The organism is Streptomyces sp. NPDC015346, assembly GCF_043078785.1.
Classification (GTDB): domain Bacteria; phylum Actinomycetota; class Actinomycetes; order Streptomycetales; family Streptomycetaceae; genus Streptomyces.
The window spans coordinates 1-19,371 of record NZ_JBIBTW010000011.1; the positions used below are offsets into that span (position 1 = coordinate 1).

20 protein-coding genes are annotated in these 19,371 nt (G+C 73.5%); 12 read left to right on the plus strand and 8 right to left on the minus strand.

Features of this window, described 5'->3' with window-relative positions:
* On the minus strand, positions 1-1,107 hold a 1,107-nt coding region (locus ACF06X_RS31095), incomplete at its 3' end, for an Hsp70 family protein (protein ID WP_392290638.1).
* Positions 1,107-1,478, minus strand: coding sequence for an STAS domain-containing protein (locus ACF06X_RS31100; protein ID WP_392290639.1), 372 nt, complete (start codon positions 1,476-1,478; stop codon positions 1,107-1,109). The genes ACF06X_RS31095 and ACF06X_RS31100, both read right to left, overlap by 1 nt.
* Positions 1,479-1,617: 139 nt before the next feature.
* Here ACF06X_RS31100 and ACF06X_RS31105 point away from each other — a divergent pair, with 139 nt between their 5' ends.
* From ACF06X_RS31105 to ACF06X_RS31115, 3 genes are all read left to right on the plus strand, one after another.
* Positions 1,618-3,690: a prolyl oligopeptidase family protein gene (locus ACF06X_RS31105; protein WP_392290640.1), complete on the plus strand. Its 2,073-nt coding sequence runs from the start codon at positions 1,618-1,620 to the stop codon at positions 3,688-3,690.
* 133 nt (positions 3,691-3,823) lie between these two features.
* Positions 3,824-4,108: an isoamylase early set domain-containing protein gene (locus ACF06X_RS31110; RefSeq protein WP_392290641.1), complete on the plus strand. Its 285-nt coding sequence runs from the start codon at positions 3,824-3,826 to the stop codon at positions 4,106-4,108.
* 73 nt (positions 4,109-4,181) lie between these two features.
* Entirely contained in the window at positions 4,182-4,382 is a 201-nt protein-coding gene (locus ACF06X_RS31115) for a DUF5988 family protein (RefSeq protein WP_392290642.1), read from the plus strand.
* A 37-nt stretch (positions 4,383-4,419) separates the two neighbouring features.
* On the opposite strand, the gene ACF06X_RS31120 is transcribed toward ACF06X_RS31115, so the two are convergent.
* The 3 genes from ACF06X_RS31120 to ACF06X_RS31130 form a co-directional block, all read right to left on the minus strand.
* Positions 4,420-5,832, minus strand: a complete 1,413-nt coding sequence (locus ACF06X_RS31120) for a UDP-glucose dehydrogenase family protein (protein WP_392290643.1) — start codon at positions 5,830-5,832, stop codon at positions 4,420-4,422.
* A gap of 78 nt (positions 5,833-5,910) precedes the next feature.
* Positions 5,911-6,405, minus strand: a complete 495-nt coding sequence (locus ACF06X_RS31125) for a DUF6098 family protein (protein ID WP_392290644.1) — start codon at positions 6,403-6,405, stop codon at positions 5,911-5,913.
* 266 nt (positions 6,406-6,671) lie between these two features.
* Positions 6,672-7,463, minus strand: a complete 792-nt coding sequence (locus ACF06X_RS31130; protein WP_392290645.1) for a hypothetical protein — start codon at positions 7,461-7,463, stop codon at positions 6,672-6,674.
* A gap of 258 nt (positions 7,464-7,721) precedes the next feature.
* Here ACF06X_RS31130 and opcA point away from each other — a divergent pair, with 258 nt between their 5' ends.
* Complete coding sequence (opcA, locus tag ACF06X_RS31135) at positions 7,722-8,777, plus strand: glucose-6-phosphate dehydrogenase assembly protein OpcA (RefSeq protein WP_392290646.1); 1,056 nt, start codon at positions 7,722-7,724, stop codon at positions 8,775-8,777.
* Positions 8,778-8,795: 18 nt separating this feature from the next.
* On the opposite strand, the gene ACF06X_RS31140 is transcribed toward opcA, so the two are convergent.
* Complete coding sequence (locus ACF06X_RS31140; protein ID WP_392290647.1) at positions 8,796-9,227, minus strand: protein-tyrosine phosphatase family protein; 432 nt, start codon at positions 9,225-9,227, stop codon at positions 8,796-8,798.
* Between the two features lie 140 nt (positions 9,228-9,367).
* On the opposite strand from ACF06X_RS31140, the gene ACF06X_RS31145 reads away from it, so the two are divergent.
* Positions 9,368-10,123, plus strand: a complete 756-nt coding sequence (locus ACF06X_RS31145; RefSeq protein ID WP_392290648.1) for an IclR family transcriptional regulator — start codon at positions 9,368-9,370, stop codon at positions 10,121-10,123.
* A 7-nt stretch (positions 10,124-10,130) separates the two neighbouring features.
* Here ACF06X_RS31145 and ACF06X_RS31150 read toward each other — a convergent pair whose 3' ends face one another.
* Entirely contained in the window at positions 10,131-11,324 is a 1,194-nt protein-coding gene (locus ACF06X_RS31150) for a 4-hydroxybenzoate 3-monooxygenase (RefSeq protein ID WP_392290649.1), read from the minus strand.
* Between the two features lie 162 nt (positions 11,325-11,486).
* Here ACF06X_RS31150 and ACF06X_RS31155 point away from each other — a divergent pair, with 162 nt between their 5' ends.
* Entirely contained in the window at positions 11,487-13,172 is a 1,686-nt protein-coding gene (locus tag ACF06X_RS31155) for an IclR family transcriptional regulator C-terminal domain-containing protein (protein ID WP_392290650.1), read from the plus strand.
* 106 nt (positions 13,173-13,278) lie between these two features.
* Here the strand turns inward: ACF06X_RS31155 and ACF06X_RS31160 are convergent, their stop codons facing one another.
* Complete coding sequence (locus ACF06X_RS31160; RefSeq protein ID WP_392290651.1) at positions 13,279-13,743, minus strand: MarR family winged helix-turn-helix transcriptional regulator; 465 nt, start codon at positions 13,741-13,743, stop codon at positions 13,279-13,281.
* A 196-nt stretch (positions 13,744-13,939) separates the two neighbouring features.
* Between ACF06X_RS31160 and ACF06X_RS31165 the strand changes: the two genes are divergently transcribed.
* From ACF06X_RS31165 to pcaD, 6 genes are read left to right on the plus strand one after another with little or no spacing between them, the layout of a single operon-like run.
* On the plus strand, positions 13,940-14,719 hold the full coding sequence (locus ACF06X_RS31165; protein ID WP_392290652.1) for a CoA transferase subunit A: 780 nt from the start codon (positions 13,940-13,942) through the stop codon (positions 14,717-14,719).
* Positions 14,716-15,357, plus strand: a complete 642-nt coding sequence (locus ACF06X_RS31170; protein ID WP_392290653.1) for a CoA transferase subunit B — start codon at positions 14,716-14,718, stop codon at positions 15,355-15,357. The genes ACF06X_RS31165 and ACF06X_RS31170 overlap by 4 nt, the downstream gene beginning before the upstream one ends.
* A gap of 40 nt (positions 15,358-15,397) precedes the next feature.
* Positions 15,398-16,168 carry a protocatechuate 3,4-dioxygenase subunit beta gene (gene pcaH / locus ACF06X_RS31175; protein WP_392290654.1) on the plus strand — a complete coding sequence of 257 codons (771 nt, stop codon included), beginning with the start codon at positions 15,398-15,400 and terminating at the stop codon, positions 16,166-16,168.
* 42 nt (positions 16,169-16,210) lie between these two features.
* A complete protein-coding gene (gene pcaG / locus ACF06X_RS31180) occupies positions 16,211-16,819 on the plus strand; it encodes a protocatechuate 3,4-dioxygenase subunit alpha (protein WP_392290792.1) in 609 nt (202 codons plus the stop codon).
* A complete protein-coding gene (pcaB, locus tag ACF06X_RS31185; RefSeq protein ID WP_392290655.1) occupies positions 16,816-18,183 on the plus strand; it encodes a 3-carboxy-cis,cis-muconate cycloisomerase in 1,368 nt (455 codons plus the stop codon). The genes pcaG and pcaB overlap by 4 nt, the downstream gene beginning before the upstream one ends.
* The gene (gene pcaD, locus ACF06X_RS31190; protein ID WP_392290656.1) at positions 18,180-19,340 is read left to right on the plus strand and encodes a 3-oxoadipate enol-lactonase; all 1,161 of its coding nucleotides are present in this window, start codon (positions 18,180-18,182) and stop codon (positions 19,338-19,340) included. The genes pcaB and pcaD overlap by 4 nt, the downstream gene beginning before the upstream one ends.
* The last annotated feature ends 31 nt before the right edge of the window (positions 19,341-19,371 follow it).

The window sequence follows — 19,371 nt, forward strand, 5'->3', positions numbered from 1 at the left end:
GTCGAGGAGCAGGACGTCCTTGACCTCACCCTTGAGGACACCGGCCTGCAGGGCGGCGCCGATGGCGACGACCTCGTCCGGGTTCACACCCTTGTGCGGGTCCTTGCCCGTCAGCGACCTGACCAGCTCGGTCACCGCCGGCATGCGCGTCGAACCACCCACCAGGATCACGTGGTCGATCTTCGAGACATCGATCCCCGCGTCCTTGATCGCGTTGTGGAACGGTCCCTTGCAGCGGTCCAGCAGATCCCGGGTCAGGTTCTCGAACTGGGCCCGGGTGAGCTTCTCCTCCAGGTGCAGCGGGCCCTCGGCGGAGGCCGTGACGTACGGCAGGTTGACCGTCGTCTCGGTCGCGGACGACAGCTCGATCTTGGCCTTCTCGGCGGCCTCCCTGAGCCGCTGGGTGGCCAGCTTGTCCTTGGCCAGGTCGACCCCGTAGGCGTTCTTGAACCGCGTCGTCAGGTGGTCGACGATCCGCTGGTCCCAGTCGTCACCGCCCAGGTGCGTGTCGCCGTTGGTGGACTTCACCTCGACGACGCCCTCGCCGATCTCCAGGAGGGACACGTCGAAGGTGCCGCCACCGAGGTCGAAGACGAGGATCGTCTGGTCGCTCTCCTTGTCCAGGCCGTACGCCAGGGCGGCGGCGGTCGGCTCGTTGACGATCCGCAGCACCTTCAGACCCGCGATCTCTCCGGCCTCCTTGGTGGCGGTGCGCTGGCTGTCGTTGAAGTACGCGGGCACGGTGATCACCGCGTCCGTCACGTCCTCACCGAGGTACGCCTCGGCGTCGCGCTTCAGCTTCTGCAGCACCCGCGCCGAGATCTCCTGAGCCGTGTACCGCTTGCCGTCGATGTCGCCGGTGTCCGGGAAGCGCCACTGCGCCTCTCCCATATGCCGCTTCACCGACCTCGCCGTGCGCTCGACGTTCGTCACCGCCTGACGCTTGGCGACCTCGCCGACCAGCACCTCACCCTTCTTCGCGAAGCCGACCACCGACGGTGTGGTGCGGGCTCCCTCCGTATTCGTGATGACGGTGGGCTCGCCGCCTTCCAGGACGGCGACGACGGAGTTCGTCGTACCCAGGTCGATGCCTACTGCCCGTGTCATCACCCACTCCTCTCCGAATCGGTCTCCGTCTCGACCTCCGTCGCGGGCGGGCCGAGCAGGGCGGCGGCCGTTTCCGTCAGTTCCAGCAGACGCCGTACCGGCGGCGCATCGACGTTGACCAGGCGCAGGTCCATCCCCCGTTCCCGGGCCCGGCGGCGGGCCCGGAGCAGGACGCTCAGCCCGTAGCAGTCACAGAACTGGACCTCGCCGAAGTCGACCACCACCCGCCGGGCTCCGTCGGACAGCGCGGCGTCGAGCGCCGCGCGCAGCCGCGGTGCGCTCACGAAGTCGATCTCGCCCGACACCGCCACGCGAACACGCCCCCGGGTCCCGTGCTCGACGACGGTCTCGAGCCCCACCGTTTCCTCCATGGCGCCTCCCTCGCTCGCGTCCTCGGGAGCCGATGGCGACACCATCTATATAACTCTCGGCAAGAAACTTGACAAGGAGCAGCTCAGCTTGCGAAGGGCTTGCGGGCGGGCTCGTCGCCATCCACCGCCGACCTGCACAATGCCCTGTGTGATCGACGACGACCCGTACCTGTGGCTGGAAGACGTGACGGACGAGGCCGCGCTCGCGTGGGTGGCCGAGCGGAACGCGGAGACGGAGGCCGTGCTGGCCGCCGACGGCGCGTTCGCCGCCCTCAAGGAGCGGCTGCGGGAGGCGCTGGACGCCTCGGACCGCATCCCGTACGTCACCCGCCGCGGCGAGTTCCTCTACAACTTCTGGCGGGACGCCGGGCGGCCGCGCGGCGTGTGGCGGCGTACGACGCTGGAGCAGTACCGCAAGGACGCCCCCGACTGGGAGGTCCTCCTCGACGTCGACGCGCTCGCCGCGGCGGAGGGCGAGAAGTGGGTGTGGGACGGGGCGCGGGTACGGCATCCCGACCACGACCGGGCTCTGGTGCGGCTGTCGCGCGACGGCGGCGACGCCGTCGTGGTCCGCGAGTTCGACCTCGCGACCCGGAGTTTCGTCGAGGACGGATTCCAGGTGGGGGAGGCGAAGACCAGAATCGGGTGGATCGACGCCGACACCGTCTTCGTCGGCACGGACCTCGGCCCCGGTTCGCTGACCGACGCCGGCTATCCGCGTACGGTCCGCAGGTGGCGGCGCGGCACACCGCTGGAGGAGGCCGGCCTGGTCTTCGAGGCGGAGCCGGGTGACGTGTCGGCCTGGGGATGGCGCGACACCACACCCGGTTACGAGCGGGAGTTCGTCGGCCGCGCCCTGGACTTCTTCCGGAGCGAGCTCCACCTCCTGACTCCCGACGCCACGCTCGTACGGATCGACGTCCCCGAGGACGCCCTCGCCTACGCCCACCGCCAGTACCTGATCGTCACCCTGAAGTCCGACTGGCTCGGACACCGGGCCGGCTCCCTGCTGGCGTTCGGCTTCGATGCCTTCCTGGCGGGCGACCGCACCGCCGAGGTGCTGTTCGCCCCGGACGAGCGGACGGCTCTGGCCGGACACTCGTGGACCCGGCACCATCTGCTCCTGGAGACCATGCGGGACGTCAGCACCCGCATCGAGGTGCTCACCCCCGCCCCCGCCGGGCCGTGGGCGCGTACGCCGCTCACGGACGTCCCGGCGCTCTCCGCGGTCTCCGTCGTGGACACGACCCCCGACCTCTCCGACGAGTTCTTCCTCGACGTGTCGGGGTTCCTGCAGCCGTCCACCCTCTACCGCGGCCGGATCGGCGCCGAGACGGAGATCCTCAAGCAGGCCCCCGCCCGCTTCGACGCCGCCGGCCTGGCGGTGGACCAGTTCTTCGCGACCAGCCCGGACGGCACGCGCGTGCCGTACTTCGTCATCGGCCCCGACCGTTCCCTCGGCAGCTCCGTCGACTCCGGCGGCTCCGGCGCCGGCTCCGCCCCCGGCCGTCCCGGCCCCGCCCTGCTGTACGGCTACGGCGGCTTCGAGGTGTCCCTCACGCCCTTCTACGGTGCGGTGAAGGGCAGGGCGTGGCTGGAGCGCGGCGGCACCTACGTGATCGCGAACATCCGGGGCGGCGGAGAGTACGGCCCCGAGTGGCACCAGGCGGCGCTCGGCGCGGACCGGCCCCGCGCGTTCGAGGACTTCGCGGCCGTCGCCGCCGATCTCGTCGCCCGGGGCATCACCACCCCGGCCATGCTCGGCGCCGCGGGCGGCAGCAACGGCGGCCTGCTCATGGGCGCGATGCTCACCCGCTACCCGGAGCTGTTCGGCGCGATCGTCGCCCAGGTGCCGCTGCTCGACATGCTCCGCTTCCACAAGCTCCTGGCCGGCGCCTCCTGGACCGCCGAGTACGGCAACCCCGACGTCGAAGCCGACCGCCCCCACCTCCGCGACATCTCTCCCTACCACCGCCTGTCCGCGGACCAGGCCTACCCGCCCGTCCTGCTGATGACCTCCACGCGCGACGACCGCGTCCACCCCGGCCACGCCCGGAAGGCGGCCGCCCGGCTGCGCGAACTGGGCCACGAGGTCCTGTTGTACGAGAACACCGGCGGTGGCCACGCGGGGGCCGGCGACAACGAACAGGCCGCCCACAACAACGCCTTGGTGCACACCTTCCTGTGGCGGCACCTCGCCGCCGCCCTCTGATGGCCCGTCAATCACCGCTGGCTCACCGCGCGCTCCGCCGCCCGGGTGTCCCGTCCGCCGTGTCGGCACCCGGGGCGACCGCCCCGGCATCAGGATGTGGCCCGCAGTTTCCGACCTGGCAGGAGGCCCTTTCATGCTCGAACGCAAGCGCCGCAAGGGCGGCAAGAACCACACGGAGGTCACCTTCGTCCTGCCGGCGGACACCCCGCCCGGACCGGTCAGCGTGGTCGGCGACTTCAACGACTGGCAGCCCGGCACGCACGAGCTGCGCCCCCGCAAGGACGGCAGCCGCGCGGTCACCGTCGCCCTGCCCGGTGCGAGCACGCACGCCTTCCGCTATCTGGCCGCGGGTGACTACTGGTTCAACGACGAGGCGGCCGACGCCCTCGAAGGCCCCAACAGCCTCGTGCGTACCTGAGACCGGTCCCGCCACCCCCGCTACCGCGCGCCTCCGAGGTGCGCGGGACGCGGCGGGTGGCAAGACTGAAAACATGGCGAACAAGGCACTGCTTGAGGGCGGACCGGCCGATCTGCACGAGCGGATCGTGCCCGTCACCACGTCGGACGACGACCTGAAGATTCCCCACCGCGGCGGATACGAGCACTTCAAGGCCACCTCGCGCCACCAGGACGGCCCGGAAGGCCGGCTCCCGGTCTACGAGTGGTGGGAGCGGACCGAGATCGCCGAATGACCCCTCCGGCACCGGGCGCCGCACGGCGCCGACGGCGTCAGGCGGTCCGGGGCGCCACCGGCTCGGTCACGACCGGCTCGGTCACGACCGGCTCGGTCACGACCGGCTCAGTGGCGAACGGCTCAGTGGCGTACGGCTCCGCCGCCGGTTCCGGTGTGGGGCGACGGTTGCCGATGCCGCGGTAGACGACCGGCACGCGGTGCAGCAGAGCCGGCGGCAGGCAGTTCTTCGCGTCGACCACCACCCGCGGCTCACGCATACGGGTGGCGAGGTCGGCCCAGTCCGCCTCGACGGCCTGCGGCCACTCCGTCAGGACCAGTACGGCGTGCGCGCCCGCCACCGCCGTGAGCAGGGCGGTGTGTGGGGTGGCCGAGGGGGCGAGGTGCCGCAGCTCGTCCGGGGTGAGGCCCGGGTCCCAGACCCGGACGGCGGCCCCCTGCTCCTGGAGCAGCGGCAGGAGTACGCGGCTCGGAGCGGACCTGAGGTCGTCGCTCCACGGCTCGTGACGTACACCCAGGACCGCCACCTCACGGCCGAGCAGCTGCCCGCCCAGGCTCTCCCTGAGAAGGCCGAGGACGGCGGCGGGCTGCTGGGCGTCCGTCCGTACGGTGGCGTCGAGGAGGGGCGTCGGAATGCCCTGCTCCATCGCCCAGTGGGAGAGCGCGGCGGTGTCCTTGGGGAGACAGGAGTCGCCGAATCCGGCGCCCGGCCGGAGCAGCGCGTGACCGATGCGCGGATCGAGCCCGACGCCCTGGATGACATGGTCGATGTTGAGCTCCGGCCCCGCGCACATACGGGCCAGCTCGTTCGCAAAGCTGATCTTGGTGGCGAGGAAGGCGTTGCTCGCGTACTTGATCATCTCCGCCGTGGCCGGCGTGGACGTCACCCACGGGCAGCTCACCGACCGGTACAGGTCACGCAGCCCGGCGACGGCCGCCGGGTGGTGCGCCCCGGCGACGATCCGCGCCGGGGCCTGCCAGTCGTCGAGGGCGCTGCCCTGGTTCAGGAACTCCGGATTGCAGACGAAGCGCTGCCGCAGTTCGGGATACTCCGCGAGCAGCATGTCGCTGGTCCCCGGCGGCACGGTCGACTTCAGCACCACGAGCGGGGCACCGGCCAGTTCGGCGGCCTCCTCGATCGCCGTCAGGACCTGTGAGAGATTCGCCCTGCCGTCGGCGGCGGGCGGTGTCCCGACACAGATCATCACCACATCCAGCGGGTCGGCCACCATCGCGTCGGCGAGGTCCTCGACGAACTCGAGCCGGCCGGTGCGCAGCACCGCGGTCATCTGCTGCATCAGCCCCGGCTCCAGGACGGGCGGCTCCCCGGCCCGCAGGCACGCGAGCCGCTCCCGGTCCTGCTCCACCCCCACGACGCGGTGTCCCTGCTGCGCCAAGGCGACCGCCCCGGTCAGACCGACGTACCCCTGACCCACCACCGCTGCCCGCATCGTCGCTCCTCCGAGGTCGCCCGTGCCGTCCCCACCACAGAAGCACAAGGAGTGACCGGATCGCCTCTTGTGGTCACCCTAGGTTTCCCTCCGGCGATCCTCCTCGGGAGCGGCCTCGCGGCTCATCGGGCCCCACTCGCCGTTCTGGCCGGCGACGACCGACTCGGCCTCCTTGATCACCGCGTCGGCCACCCAGCCCATCGGCGCCACGTCGCGCACCAGGGGTTCGTTGTCCGGCCCGCGCCCCGCTTCCGTGCCCCGCAGGAGCCACGGCCGGACGCCCGGCCCCCGGATGCGGGGCAGGTGCGAGTAGTCGTGGAGGCGGCGCGCCGCCCAGACGCGGAGCGACCGGTCCTCCCACCAGGGCTCGGCGTCCAGCGGGTTGGCCGAGAGGCCGGGCAGTTCGATGCCCGTCAGGCCGTCGCGACTGGTGTGCTCGGCCAGGTCGAAGCCGGGCCCCCTCGACCAGCGCAGATAGAGCCCGCCGCGGGCGGCGAGCAGACCCGCGAGCTCGTCCAGCGACTCGATGACGGGCATGTCCTGGAGGGTGCGGAGGTCGTCGGGGGTGTTCATGCGCGGCGGCTACCCGAGCCTGCCGGGCGTACGCCTGCGGGTGCGTGCGCGTCGGTGCCGTGGTCGCGATCACCGGCGACGGGCACGCCCCCCTGACCGCGTCGGCGCCCTACGCGGGAGGCCCCGGCGGGGGTGGTCGCGGGCTTAGCCGTGCGTCCGGGAGCCGGCTCGGCGATGCGTAACTCGTCGCCTCCGTCGCGCGGTTCGGGCGTGCGGGAGCCGGTCGTCGGCGCCCGCCCTCCGCTGCCCTCGCGCTGACGTACGGCTCACGCCCGCGAGATCTCCGGCTCCAGCGAGATCGCGACCAGGCGCTCGCTGAGCCCGGCCGGGCTCCGGCCCGTCACCGCGGCGCGATGGTCGCGGACCGCCGGGTCGGAGACGGTGAGGGTCACCACCGGGCACTCCGTGGCGTCGTTGGTGCCCGGGGGCGAGCATTCGCCCACGTTGGCGAGGGTGTATCCCGGGCAGAGCGCGCCGGCCGGGAGGTCGACGTCCAGGTACAGGGGCTTGCCGGGCGCGGCGCGGAAGGTGCCGGAGGCCGGGATCTTCACCGGCTCGTCCGGCCGCGCCTCGTCCATGACGGTCGCGGTGAGCCCATGCGCCGAGGCCCGGAGCCCCTCGCCGTGCGGGCCGTGGATGTCGACGGTGACGCGGCCCCGGGAGACCGGCGCGTCCAGCGGCAGAGGCCGGTCGGTGACGTGTACGGCCGCGCTGACGGTGAAGCGGGCCCGGCCCGGCGTCTTGGAGCCGGGGTCGAAGAAGCCCCAGCCGCCCAGCGCCAGCAGGGGATCCCTACCCCGCTCGCCGTCGCCCCGGGCGACCGGCCGCGGCCACTCGTCCACCTGGCACTTGGAGAGCCGGGCCGTGCCGCCGCCGGGGAGCGGCGCGTCCCGCAACGGTTCGGCGAGAACCGGAGGCCGGGCGGGCGCGCGCCCGCCCCCGACGGCGGCTCCGTCGGACAACGGCGATGACGGGAAGGTGAGGAGCGCGATCAGTACGAGGAAGGCGACGGCGGGCACCGAGAGGATGAACCAGGAGCGCGGCGACAAGCGGAACATTCAGGCACGCCCCGGAACCGGTACGGGCTCGTGGCGGCGGCCGCCGGCCGGGGGCATCGGATCACGTGTGCTCATGATCCTTTCAGCGCACGCGCGGCCGAGAACGTCACCCCGCCCTCTGCCCGGCGACGGGATTCGGCGACGGGATTCGGCCACGGGATGCCGTTCGACGGGTGGAAAGCCGCCAGGTGGAAGATCCTCGACCCATCGAGCGCTTACCGGAAAAGAGGTACGCGACGGAAGGGACAGGCGCCGGACATGAAGATCGATCTCACCGACACCACCTCCGGCAAGATCAACAAGGCGATCCTCGCCGGCCGCCGGGCTGTCGGCACGCCCGCCGTGGGCGTGGTGCTCACCCTCGTCATCGTGACGGACGAGGAGAACGCCTACGACGCGGTGAAGGCCGCCGGTGACGCCTCCCGCGAGCACCCCTCCCGCACCCTGGTCGTCATCAAGCGCCATGCCCGTTCGCCGCGCGGGCGGCACGAGGCCCGCCTCGACGCGGAGGTCCGCGTGGGCAGCGACGCCGGCTCCGGCGAGACCGTCGTCCTGCGCCTGCACGGCGAACTCGGCGCGCGGGCCGACTCCGTGGTCCTGCCGCTGCTGCTGCCGGACGCGCCCGTCGTCGTCTGGTGGCCGGTCGACGCCCCGGACGTCCCCTCCGAGGACCCGCTCGGCGCGCTCGCCCAGCGCCGTATCACCGACGCCTACGCCGTCGAGGACCCGCTGGCGGCGCTCGACGCCCGCGCGGCGTCCTACGCGCCGGGCGACACGGACCTGGCCTGGACCCGGCTCACCCCGTGGCGCTCGATGCTCGCCGCCGCTCTGGACCAGGCGCGTACGACGGTCGTCTCCGCGGCGGTGGAGAGCGAGCCCGACAACCCCAGCGCCGAGCTCCTCGCCCGCTGGTTCGCGGACCGGCTGCGGGTGCCGGTCGAGCGGGTGGTCACCGGCGGGCCGGTGGTGACGGCCGTACGCCTCGGCACGCCCGAGGGCGAGATCCGGATCGACCGGCCCGAGGGGCCGGTGGCCCGGCTGACCATCCCGGGCCAGCCCAGCCGGGTGCTCGCGCTGAAGGTGCGGACGACCGCCGAACTGATCGCGGAGGAGCTGCGCAGGCTCGACCCCGACGAGATCTACGCCGCCGCGCTACGGGCGAAGGTCGTGTCCCCGCCCGCCGACCTGCGGGTCCCGCCCGACCACCCCGAGGCGCATGAGACACAGGGGGCGCACGAGGCACAGGAGACCGCCGAGGCGCCCGCCGGACCGCCGCCCTCACCGCCCGGGGCTCCCGCCCCGAGCGGTGCCTGACGGCGGCAGCGGCCGCCCTCAGGCGGTGAAGCGGCGGACGTACCGCTTCTGCCAGGGCGTCTCGACGGCCCGCGGGTGGTAGTTCCGGCGTACGAACTCCACCGCCCGGTCCGGCGGCACGCCGTCCAGCACGGCGAGGCAGGCCAGGGCCGTACCGGTCCGCCCGATGCCGCCGCCGCAGGCCAGCTCCACGCGCCGCTCGGCCGCCCGGTCCCACGCCTCCTCGAAGAGGGCCCGGGCCCGGTCGGGTTCGGCGGGAAGCCGGAAGTCGGGCCAGCGCAGCCACCGTGCCTCCCAGGGCACCTCCGGCGGGCGCCTGCCGAGCAGATGGACGGCGAAGTCCGGCGTCGGCCCCGGCGGGAGGGGGTGCCGCAGCCCGCGCCCGCGCACCAGGCGCCCGGACGGGAGCCGCAGGACGCCCGGGTCGCTCGCTTTCCAGAAGTCCGTCATCCGATCACCGTACTGGCGGGGTCGATCCGCCGTGGCTGTGTGCGAAATCTCGAACACCGGTGGGCGCTCCCGGGGATAGGGTGGCGTCGCCGCGGGGGCAGCCGCGGACGGACCGAGGTTGAAGGTGGAAGGTGGTACGGGTGCCGCGACTCACGCCCGCCGTCGTGCGGAGCCTCGACATCCTGGAGCTGTTCCTGGACGCGCGCGAGGGGCTGACCGCCCCCGAGGTCGCGCGCCGCACCGGACTGCCCAGGACGACCGTGCACGAGATCCTCACGACGCTGGCGGCCCGCGCGTACCTGAAGCGCGACGAGGCCACGGCCACGTACCACCTCGGCCTGAGCGTCTTCCGGCTCGGGAACGCCTTCGCCGAGCGGCTCGATCTGCACGCCGTGGGACTGGGCGTGGCCCGCGCGGTCTCGCAGCGTTGCGACGAGACGGTCCACGTCGCGATCCTGGACGGCGCCGACGTCGTCTACGTCTGCAAGGTGGACAGCACCCAGTCGGTACGCATGGTCTCCCGGGCCGGCGGGCGTGTGCCGGCCCACTGCACGGCGGTCGGCAAGGCGCTCCTCGCCCATCTGCCGCAGGACGAGCTCGAGCGGCTGCTGGCGGGCGGCCTGGCCCGCCTGACGCCGAACAGCGTCACCGAACCGGACGCGCTCGCCCGCCAGTTGAAGGAGGTCCGGACGTCCGGACTCGCCTTCGAGTACGGGGAGTCCAACCCGGATGTGTCGTGCGTGGCGGCCCCGGTGCGCGACCACACGGGCACGGTGGTGGCGGCGCTGAGCATCTCCGTCCCCGACATGCGCTGGAAGCAGCGCCCGGAGCCCGAATGGGCGACCCTCGCGGCGAACGGCGCCCACCACCTGAGCACGGAACTGGGCTCCGCCTGAACCGAGGTCAGCCTCGTGGGTCGAGCGGCAGTCCGACGTAGTTCTCCGCGAGTTCGGTGGCGGCGGTGTGGGGCGCGTCCGCGATCCGGTGGAGCTGGGACAGCTGGAGCCGGGTGTCGAACGCCGACTGGCCGGGATCGGTGTGGAGGGTCGTCGTCATGAAGTACGAGAAGTGCTCGGCGCGCCAGACGCGCCGCAGGCAGGTGTCGGAGTAGGTGTCGAGGAGCGCGGTCGAACCGGTCGAGGACCAGTGGGCGAGCGCACGCGCCAGCACGATCACGTCGGCCGCGGCGAGGTTGAGCCCCTTCGCGCCGGTCGGGGGCACGATGTGCGCCGCGTCCCCGGCGAGGAGCAGTCGCCCGTAGCGCATCGGCTCCGTCACCGAACTGCGCATCGGCAGCACCGACTTCTGGGTGACCGGCCCCCGCTTCAGCCGCCACTCGGGCCGGGCGGAGAGCGCGAGACGGGCGTCGAGTTCGTCCCAGATCCGGTCGTCGGACCAGTCGGCCGGATCGGTGCCGTTCTCGACCTGGAGGTAGAGCCGGCTCACGGACGGGGAGCGCATGCTGGCGAGCGCGAAGCCCCGCTCGGAGTGCGCGTACACCAACTCCTCGTACACGGGCGGCGCTTCGGCGAGGATGCCGAGCCAGGAGTACGGGTAGGCGCGCTCGTACGTCGTACGCTCGTGGTCCGGGACGGCGGCCCGCGAGACCCCGTGGAAGCCGTCGCAGCCGACCACGTAGTCGCAGGTCAGTGTCTGCTCGCGGCCTTCGTGGGTGTAGCGGATCAGCGGGCGGTCGCCGTCCACGCCCGCCACGGACCGCACCTCGGCGTCGAAGAACAGAGGGCCGCCCTCGGCGAGTTGGAGGGCGATCAGGTCCTTGACCACCTCCGTCTGCGCGTAGACCCACACCCGGCGGCCGTCGGCGAGCGAGGGGAAGTCCACCCGGTGCGCGCGTCCGTCGAAGCGCAGCTCTATGCCGTCGTGGACCAGGCCCTCGGCGTCGAGCCGGGCCCCGGCCCCGGCGGCGCGCAGGGCGTCGACCGTCGCCTGTTCGAGGATGCCGGCGCGCTGGCGCTGTTCGACGTAGGCGCGGTCGCGGCGCTCCAGGACCACGGAGTCGATGCCGGCGTTGTGGAGCAGGCGGGCGAGCAGCAGGCCGGACGGGCCGCCGCCGATGATCCCGACGGTGGTGTGCATACGGGTCTCCTCGTCGGTACACTTGTTCGCGTAGTGAAGGAAAGTTCACGAAGTTCGCGCCGAGTCTGCGCCCGTCGGCACCACCTGTCAACGGCACGGCCGCACTGGGCTCGTACGCCCGTCGTTCATTACGGTGTCCCCAAGATCCGTCAGGGAGAGTCCATGCCACCGACCGAAACCACGACGGCCCCGGGGGCCGGGGCGTCGGCGGACGTGCCACCGGAAGCCGTCACCCCGCTGATGCGCGGCCTCACCGTGCTGCGCCGGCTCACCGACGCCGACGGGACCCTCAGCCTCAGTGAGCTCGAACGCGGCACCGGCCTGGCCCGCTCCACCGTCGACCGGGTGACCGGCACGCTCGCCCGCATGGGATACGTGCGCCTCGACGGCCGCGACGTCTTCCTCGCCCCCCGCCTCATGGAACTGGGCAACGCCTATCTGGCCGCGCTCCGCCTCCCCGGCCTCCTCGGCGGCCCCGTCGACGCGCTCGCCGACGCGCTCGACGAGTCGGTCTCGCTCGCGGTCGCCGACGGCGACGGCGTCCGCTTCGTCCACCAGGCCACCCGTCGGCGCGCGATGTCCCTCAGCTTCCGCATCGGCGACCTGCTGCCCGCCGAACGCACCGCCCCCGGCGCCCTGTTCGCCGCCGACTGGACCGAGGCGGAGTGGGAGCGCTGGCGCGCCCGCCGGGCCGCCGACCCCCGCGGCTCCGGCTTTCCGGCCGTACCGCCCAGGATCGGACCGGACAGCGAGGAGTTCGCGGCGCGAGCCGCCCGGGCGGGGGAGCACGGCTGGGCGGTGGACGACCAGCTCATCGAGCCGGGACTGATCGCCCTGGCCATCCCCGTACGCGACCCGGCCGGCGCCGTGGCCTGCGTGGCCAGCGTGGTGAGCCACACCAGCCGCCACACCGCCGCCTCCCTGCGCGAGGCGATGCTGCCCCGGCTGCGCGAGGCCGTGGCGGAGTGGGAGGAACTGCTCCGGCGGACGCCCCCCGCTCCCCGGCCCGAAGAGGCGCCGCCGGCGGGCCTCGCCGCCTGGACCCAACGCTCTAAGCAGGAGCTCGGCCGCGGCTTCGTCGAGTCGCTCGCACGCGGCCTCACGGTCCTCACCGCCTTCGGCGAGGACCGCGCCGCCCTCCCCCTCACCGCCGTCGCCGAGGCCACCGGGCTCGCCCGCGCCACCGCCCGCCGCGCCCTGATCACCCTGGAGCACCTCGGGTACGTCACCACCGAGGGGCGCCTGTTCCGGCTCACCCCCCGCGTGCTCTCCCTCGGCTTCCCCCACCTCTCCCGGATGCCGCTGCCGCAGATCGCGGCACCCCACCTCGCCGAGCTGTCCCGGCGCGTGCACGACTCGGCGTCCCTCGCCGTGCTGGCCGGCGCGGACGTCCGCTACACGGCCCGGGTCGCCACCCGCAGGATCATGAGCGTCCACATCACCGTCGGAACCCGCTTCCCCGCCCACGTCACCTCCCTGGGCCGGGTCATGCTCGCCGGCCTCCCACCGAAGGAGCGCGCCGCGTGGCTCGCGGGCATCGAACCCCGGGCGCTCACCCCGCACACGGTCACCGCCCGCGAAGAGCTCGCCGCCCTCCTGGAGCGGGTGAGGGAGCAGGGATACGCCCTGGTGGACGAGGAGCTGGAGCAGGGGCTGCGGTCCATCGCCGTACCCGTGCGCGACCGCGCGGGCGTCGTCGTGGCGGCGGTCAACGTGGCCATGCACAGCAGTCGCCGCAGCGTCGAGGAGTGCGTCGGCGAGGTGCTGCCGGAGCTGCGCACCGCCGTCGCGCGCATCGAGGACGACCTGCGCACGGCGGGGCGGTTCGCCCGCGTACCGGAGGTCTGAGGACCCCTGCGACCGAAGGCGCCCCGGCCCGCGTGGCCGAGGTGCGGTGAGCGCGCGTGGCCGACGTCCGCCGCCGCCCGCGTGGCCTGGGCGGGCGCGGGTCCGTTCAGGGCGTGGGTGCGAGGTGCTCCGACGGGGTGCGCAGTTGCTCCGCCGCGTCCGCGACGCGCAGCAGCAGGCTCATGAACTGGGCCTGCTCCTCGGCGGAGAGCGGCGCAAGGAAGACCTGGTTCATCCGCGCCGTACGCACCGTCAGCCTGCGGTGCGTCCGTTCGCCCTCCTCGGTCAGCCGCAGGAGGAAGCGGCGTCCGTCCTCCGGGTCGCGCACCTTGTCGAGGAGGCCGCGGCGGGTGAGCCTGCTGACGACCTCGGCGATGGTCGAGCGGTCGAGGCCCACCCGCTCGCCCACGGTCCGCTGATCGAGCCCCGGCTCGGCCGTCAGGGCGTTGAGCACGCCGAACTGCGGTGAGGTGATCTCCTCCGAGACCATCGTGTTCCACAGCAGGTGGTGGGCCTGCTGGAGCCGCCGGGCCAGGTGCCCGGGATGGGTGGTCAGATCCACCGCGGCCATGGAGTGCCTCCCGCTGCCGTAGGTGCGTTCGTCGGTGCACGGAACGATACGCGCCCGATGCCGGGCTCTTCGGACGCCCTCGGGAGCCTCTTGACGCCGGGGATCCCGACTGCCAGCATGACGCCACCGCGCAAGATGCTCAGTGCACTGACTAATTAGCGCACGGATCGCGCTGACGAATTCGGAGGCTTCTCGCATGGACAAGGTGGTCGCCACCGCCGCCGAGGCGGTGGCCGACGTCGGGGACGGAGCGTCGCTCGCCGTGGGCGGCTTCGGCCTCAGCGGCGTGCCGAACGTACTGATCGAGGCGGTGTACGGTCGCGGCGTCACGGGCCTGGACGTCGTGTCGAACAACTGCGGGGCCATGGACTCCGGTCTCGCGGTGCTGCTGTCCGCCGGGCGGATCGCCCGCGTCACCGGCTCGTACATCGGCGCCAACAAGGAGTTCGCCCGGCAGTACCTCGCGGGCGAGCTGGAGGTCGAGCTGATCCCGCAGGGCACGCTCGCCGAGCGGCTGCGCGCCGGTGGCTGCGGCATCCCCGCCTTCTACACGCCCGCCGGGGTCGGCACCCAGGTCGCGGACGGCGGACTGCCCTGGCGCTACGACGGGCAGGGCGGCGTCGCCCTCGCCTCGCCGGCGAAGGAGGTACGGGAGTTCGACGGCGCCGCGTACGTCCTGGAGCGCGGGATCCGTACGGACTTCGCCCTGGTCCGCGCCGCCAAGGGCGACCGGCACGGAAACCTCGTCTTCGCCAAGTCCGCGCGGAACTTCAACCCGCTCGCCGCCATGGCCGGCCGGATCACGGTCGCCGAGGTCGAGGAGCTGGTCGAGCCTGGCGGCATCGACCCCGACGAGGTGCATCTGCCCGGGATCTTCGTCCAGCGGGTGGTGGCCCTCACCCCCGAGCAGGCGGCGGACAAGCGGATCGAACGGCGCACGGTCTCGGCGCCGCCGGCACAAGGGAGCACGCGATGAGCTGGACCCGCGAGGAGATGGCCGCCCGGGCCGCGCGCGAGCTGGCGGACGGCCAGTACGTCAACCTCGGCATCGGCCTGCCGACGCTCATCCCCAACCACCTGCCGCACGGCGTGGAGGTCGTCCTGGAGTCCGAGAACGGGATCCTGGGCACCGGCCCGTTTCCGACGGAGGACGAGGTCGACCCGGACCTGATCAACGCCGGCAAGGAGACCGTCACGGTCCTGCCCGGCGCCTCCTACTTCGACTCCGCTCTCTCCTTCGGGATGATCCGGGGCGGTCACATCGACGTCGCCGTCCTCGGCGCCATGCAGGTCTCCGCCCGCGGCGACCTCGCCAACTGGGCCGTCCCCGGAAAGATGATCACCGGCATCGGCGGAGCGATGGACCTCGTCCACGGCGCCAGGACGGTCATCGTCGTGATGACCCACACCGCCAAGGACGGCACCCCGAAGATCGTCGAGGAGTGCGCCCTCCCGCTGACCGGCCGCGGCTGTGTCGACCGGGTCATCACCGACCTCGGCGTCCTCGACGTCACGGAGGACGGCCTCGTCCTCACCGAGACGGCGCCCGGCGTCGGCGCCGACGAGCTCCTCGCCAGGACCGCCGCGAAGGTCCGCCTCGACCCCGGCCTCTGACCACCCCTCGCCCCGCACCGGCACCGACCCAGGGAATCCCATGGCCCTCACCCAGTCGGACATCGACTCCGAGATGGACGACCTCCAGAACGCCTACGACAAGGAACGGGCCCAGGGCGCCGCGGCCCGCAGTCACCCGGCCCGGGACTACGCCCCGTACCGCAGCTCCCTCCTCCGCCATCCCCGGCAACCGCTCGTGGCCGTCGACGGCGGCGACCCGGAGACGGTGGAACTCTCCGGCCCCGTCTTCGGCCCGACCGACGTCACCGAGATCGACAACGACCTCACGCGGCAGCACCCGGGCGAACCCCTCGGCGAGCGGATCACCGTCTCGGGACGCCTCCTCGACCGCACCGGCCGCCCGGTGCGCGGCCAGCTCATCGAGCTGTGGCAGGCCAACGCCTCCGGCCGGTACGCCCATCTGCGCGACCAGCACCCGGCCCCGCTCGACCCCAACTTCACCGGCGTCGGACGCACCCTCACCGACGCCGAGGGGCGCTACACCTTCACGACGATCAAGCCGGGCGCCTACCCGTGGCGCAACCACACCAACGCCTGGCGCCCCGCCCACATCCACTTCTCCCTCTTCGGCACCGCGTTCACCCAGCGGCTCGTGACGCAGATGTACTTCCCCGGCGACCCGCTCTTCGCCTACGACCCGATCCTGCGCTCGGTCACCGACCGGGCCGCCCGCGAGCGACTCGTCGCCACCTACCGACATGAGCTGTCACAGCCCGAGTTCTCGCTCGGGTACGAGTGGGACATCGTCCTCGACGGCCCCTCCGCCACCTGGATCGAGGAAGGACGTTAGCGCGCGATGACTCGGACGAGTGAGAAGAGCGAGACGAGTGAGATGGGCGAGACGAGTGAGATGGGCGACACGAGTGAGACGCTCCCGCCCACGCCGTCCCACACCGTCGGGCCCTTCTACGGCTACGCCCTGCCCTTCCCCGACGGGGAGTGGATAGCGCCGAAGGGGCATCCGGAGCGGATCACCCTGCACGGTCACGTCTACGACGGCGCGGGCGCCCCCGTCCCGGACGCGGTCCTCGAGTTCTGGCAGGCGGCCCCCGACGGCTCCCTGACGGGCGCGCCCGGGTCGATGCGCCGCGATCCCGTCACCGGCGGCCATCTCGGCCGCAACGGCACCGACTTCACCGGCTTCGGCCGTGTCGCCACCGACGCCGACGGCCATTACGCGCTCCACACGCTGCCGCCCGGCAACGCGGGACTTCCGTACCTCAGTGTCTGCGTCTTCGCCCGCGGACTGCTGCACCACCTCTTCACCCGGGCCTATCTGCGGGACGGCGCCGATCCGCTGCTCGACTCGCTGCCCGCCGGACGACGGGCCACGCTGGTCGCACGGCCCGACGAGAACGGCCCGTACCGCGCGCACCGCACGTACCGCTTCGACATCCGCCTGCAGGGCGACGACGAAACGGTCTTCCTGGAGTTCACATGACATCCGCCGTCACCGACACCGGCCTGCTCGCCCCCGGGCGGGCAGGCTCCCCGGCCGAGGCAGCGACCGGCGACGCCGCCTTCCTGCGCGCGCTGCTCGACGCCGAGGCGGCGCTCACCCGCGCCCAGGCGGCCGTCGGCCTCGCACCGGCCGAGGCCGCCGACGCGATCGGCCGGGCCGCCGGCGTCGCGGTCACCGCCTTCGACGCGCGCGACCTGGCACTGCGCGCCCGCGCCGGCGGCAATCCCGTCATCCCGCTGGTCGCGGACCTCACGGCCGCCGTCCCGGCGGAGTGGGGGGCCTACGTCCACCGGGGCGCGACCAGCCAGGACATCATGGACACCGCCACGATGCTGGTCGCGCGCCGCGCGCTCGACCTGATCCTGGGCGACCTCGACCGTACGCAGCGGGCGCTGGCCGCGCTCGCCGCCGCCCACCGCGACACCGCCATGCCCGGCCGTACCCTCACCCAGCACGCCGTGCCCACCACCTTCGGCCTCAAGGCGGCCGGCTGGCGCTCGCTGATCCTCGACGCGCGTGACCGGCTGCGTACCGTACGGGACTCGCTCCCCGCCCAACTCGGCGGCGCGGCGGGCACCTTGGCCGCCTTCGAGGCGTACGGAGAGGGGCGCGGCGACGGGCAGGCCCGTCCCGTGGGCTTGGCCGAGCGTCTCGTCGCCGCCTACGCCCACGAGACCGGCCTGGCCGTACCCCTGCTGCCCTGGCACACCCTGCGCACCCCGATCGCCGACCTCGCCGGCGCCCTCGCCTTCACCGCCGGGGCCCTCGGCAAGACCGCCGTCGACGTCCTCACCCTCTCCCGCACCGAGATCGCCGAGGTGACGGAGGGGACGGGTGGGGGATCCTCGGCCATGCCGCACAAGGCGAACCCGGTCCGCGCCACGCTCGTCGCCGCGGCCGCCCGCCGCGCCCCGCACCTCGCCGCCGGCCTCTACGCCTCCATGGCCGCCGAGGACGAGCGCCCGGCCGGCGCCTGGCACGCCGAGTGGGAGCCCCTGCGCGACCTGCTCCGTCTCGTCGGCGGCGCCGCGCGCGACGCCGCCGAGCTGACCGGCGGGCTCCGCGTCCACGCGGACACCATGCGCGAACACCTCGACCTGACCGGCGGGTCGATCCTCTCGGAGCGTCTCTCCGCCGCCCTCACCCCCCTGCTCGGGCGGGCCCGGGCGCGGGAACTGCTCACCACCCTCGCCCGCCGCGCCCGGGAGGAGGGCCGGACGTTCACCGAACTCCTGCGGGAGACGGACGAGTTGAAGGGGGTCGAGCTCGCCGAGCTCACCGACCCCGCCCGCTGCACCGGCTCCGCCGGAGCCCTGACCGACCGCGCCCTGGAGCGACCGTGACCGCCACCCACCAGCCGGGCGGGGCGCTTGCGCACCACCGCGCCGAGGGCCCGGCCACCGCGCCCGCCCTGTTCCTCGGTCCCTCGCTGGGCACGTCCACCGCCCTCTGGGACGCGGTCGCGCCCGAACTGTCGGCCACCCACCGCGTCGTCCGCTGGGACCTGCCCGGCCACGGCGGCTCCCCGGCCTCCCTCATCGGACCGGGGGCGACGGTGGCCGACCTCGCCGCTCTCGTCCTGGACCTCGCCGACACGCTGGGCGTCGACCGCTTCTCGTACGCCGGGGTCTCCCTCGGCGGAGCCGTCGGCCTGCACCTCGCCGCCCATCACCCCGAGCGGGTGGAGCGCCTCGCCGTCCTCTGCTCCTCCGCCCACTTCGGGTCCGCCGCCCGCTGGGAGGAGCGCGCCGCGACCGTGCGGAGCGCGGGCCGCGAGGGGCTTGCCGCGCTCGCCGACACCGCCGACGCCCGCTGGTTCACGCCCGGCTTCACCGTGCCCGCCCTGGTCGACGACCACCGCCGGGCCGACCCCGAGGCCTACGCCGCGTGCTGCGACGCGCTCGCCGCCTTCGACCTGCGCGACCGGCTCGCGTCGATCAGCGCGCCGACGCTGCTCCTCGCCGGCCGCGAGGACCCGGCGACCCCGCCCGCCCACCTGCGCGAGATCGCGGACGCGGTTCCCGGCTCCACGCTGACCGAGATTCCGGGCGCCTCCCACCTCGCACCGGCCGAACAGCCCGAGGCCGTACTGGCCGCCCTGCGCGCCCACTTCACCGACGGCGGCGCGAAGCGGGGCATGGCGGTGCGCCGGCAGGTCCTCGGCGACGCGCACGTCGACCGCGCGCAGGCGCGCCAGACGGCGTTCACCGCCCGCTTCCAGGACTTCATCGCGCGCTACGCCTGGGGCGAGATCTGGACGGACACCACCCTCTCGCGCCGCGAACGGAGCCTGGTCACCCTCACCGCGCTGGTGGCCCACGGCCACCTCGACGAGCTGGCCCTGCACGTCCGCGCGGCGCGGCGGGGCGGACTGAGCCCCGAGGAGATCGGCGCGGTCCTGCTGCAGGCGGCCGTCTACTGCGGAGTTCCGGCCGCCAACGCGGCCTTCGCCGTGGCCCAGCGCGCCCTCGCCGAGGACGACGACACGCGGGCGGGGTGACGGCGGCCGCCACGGGCGCCTCCGCCTCCCG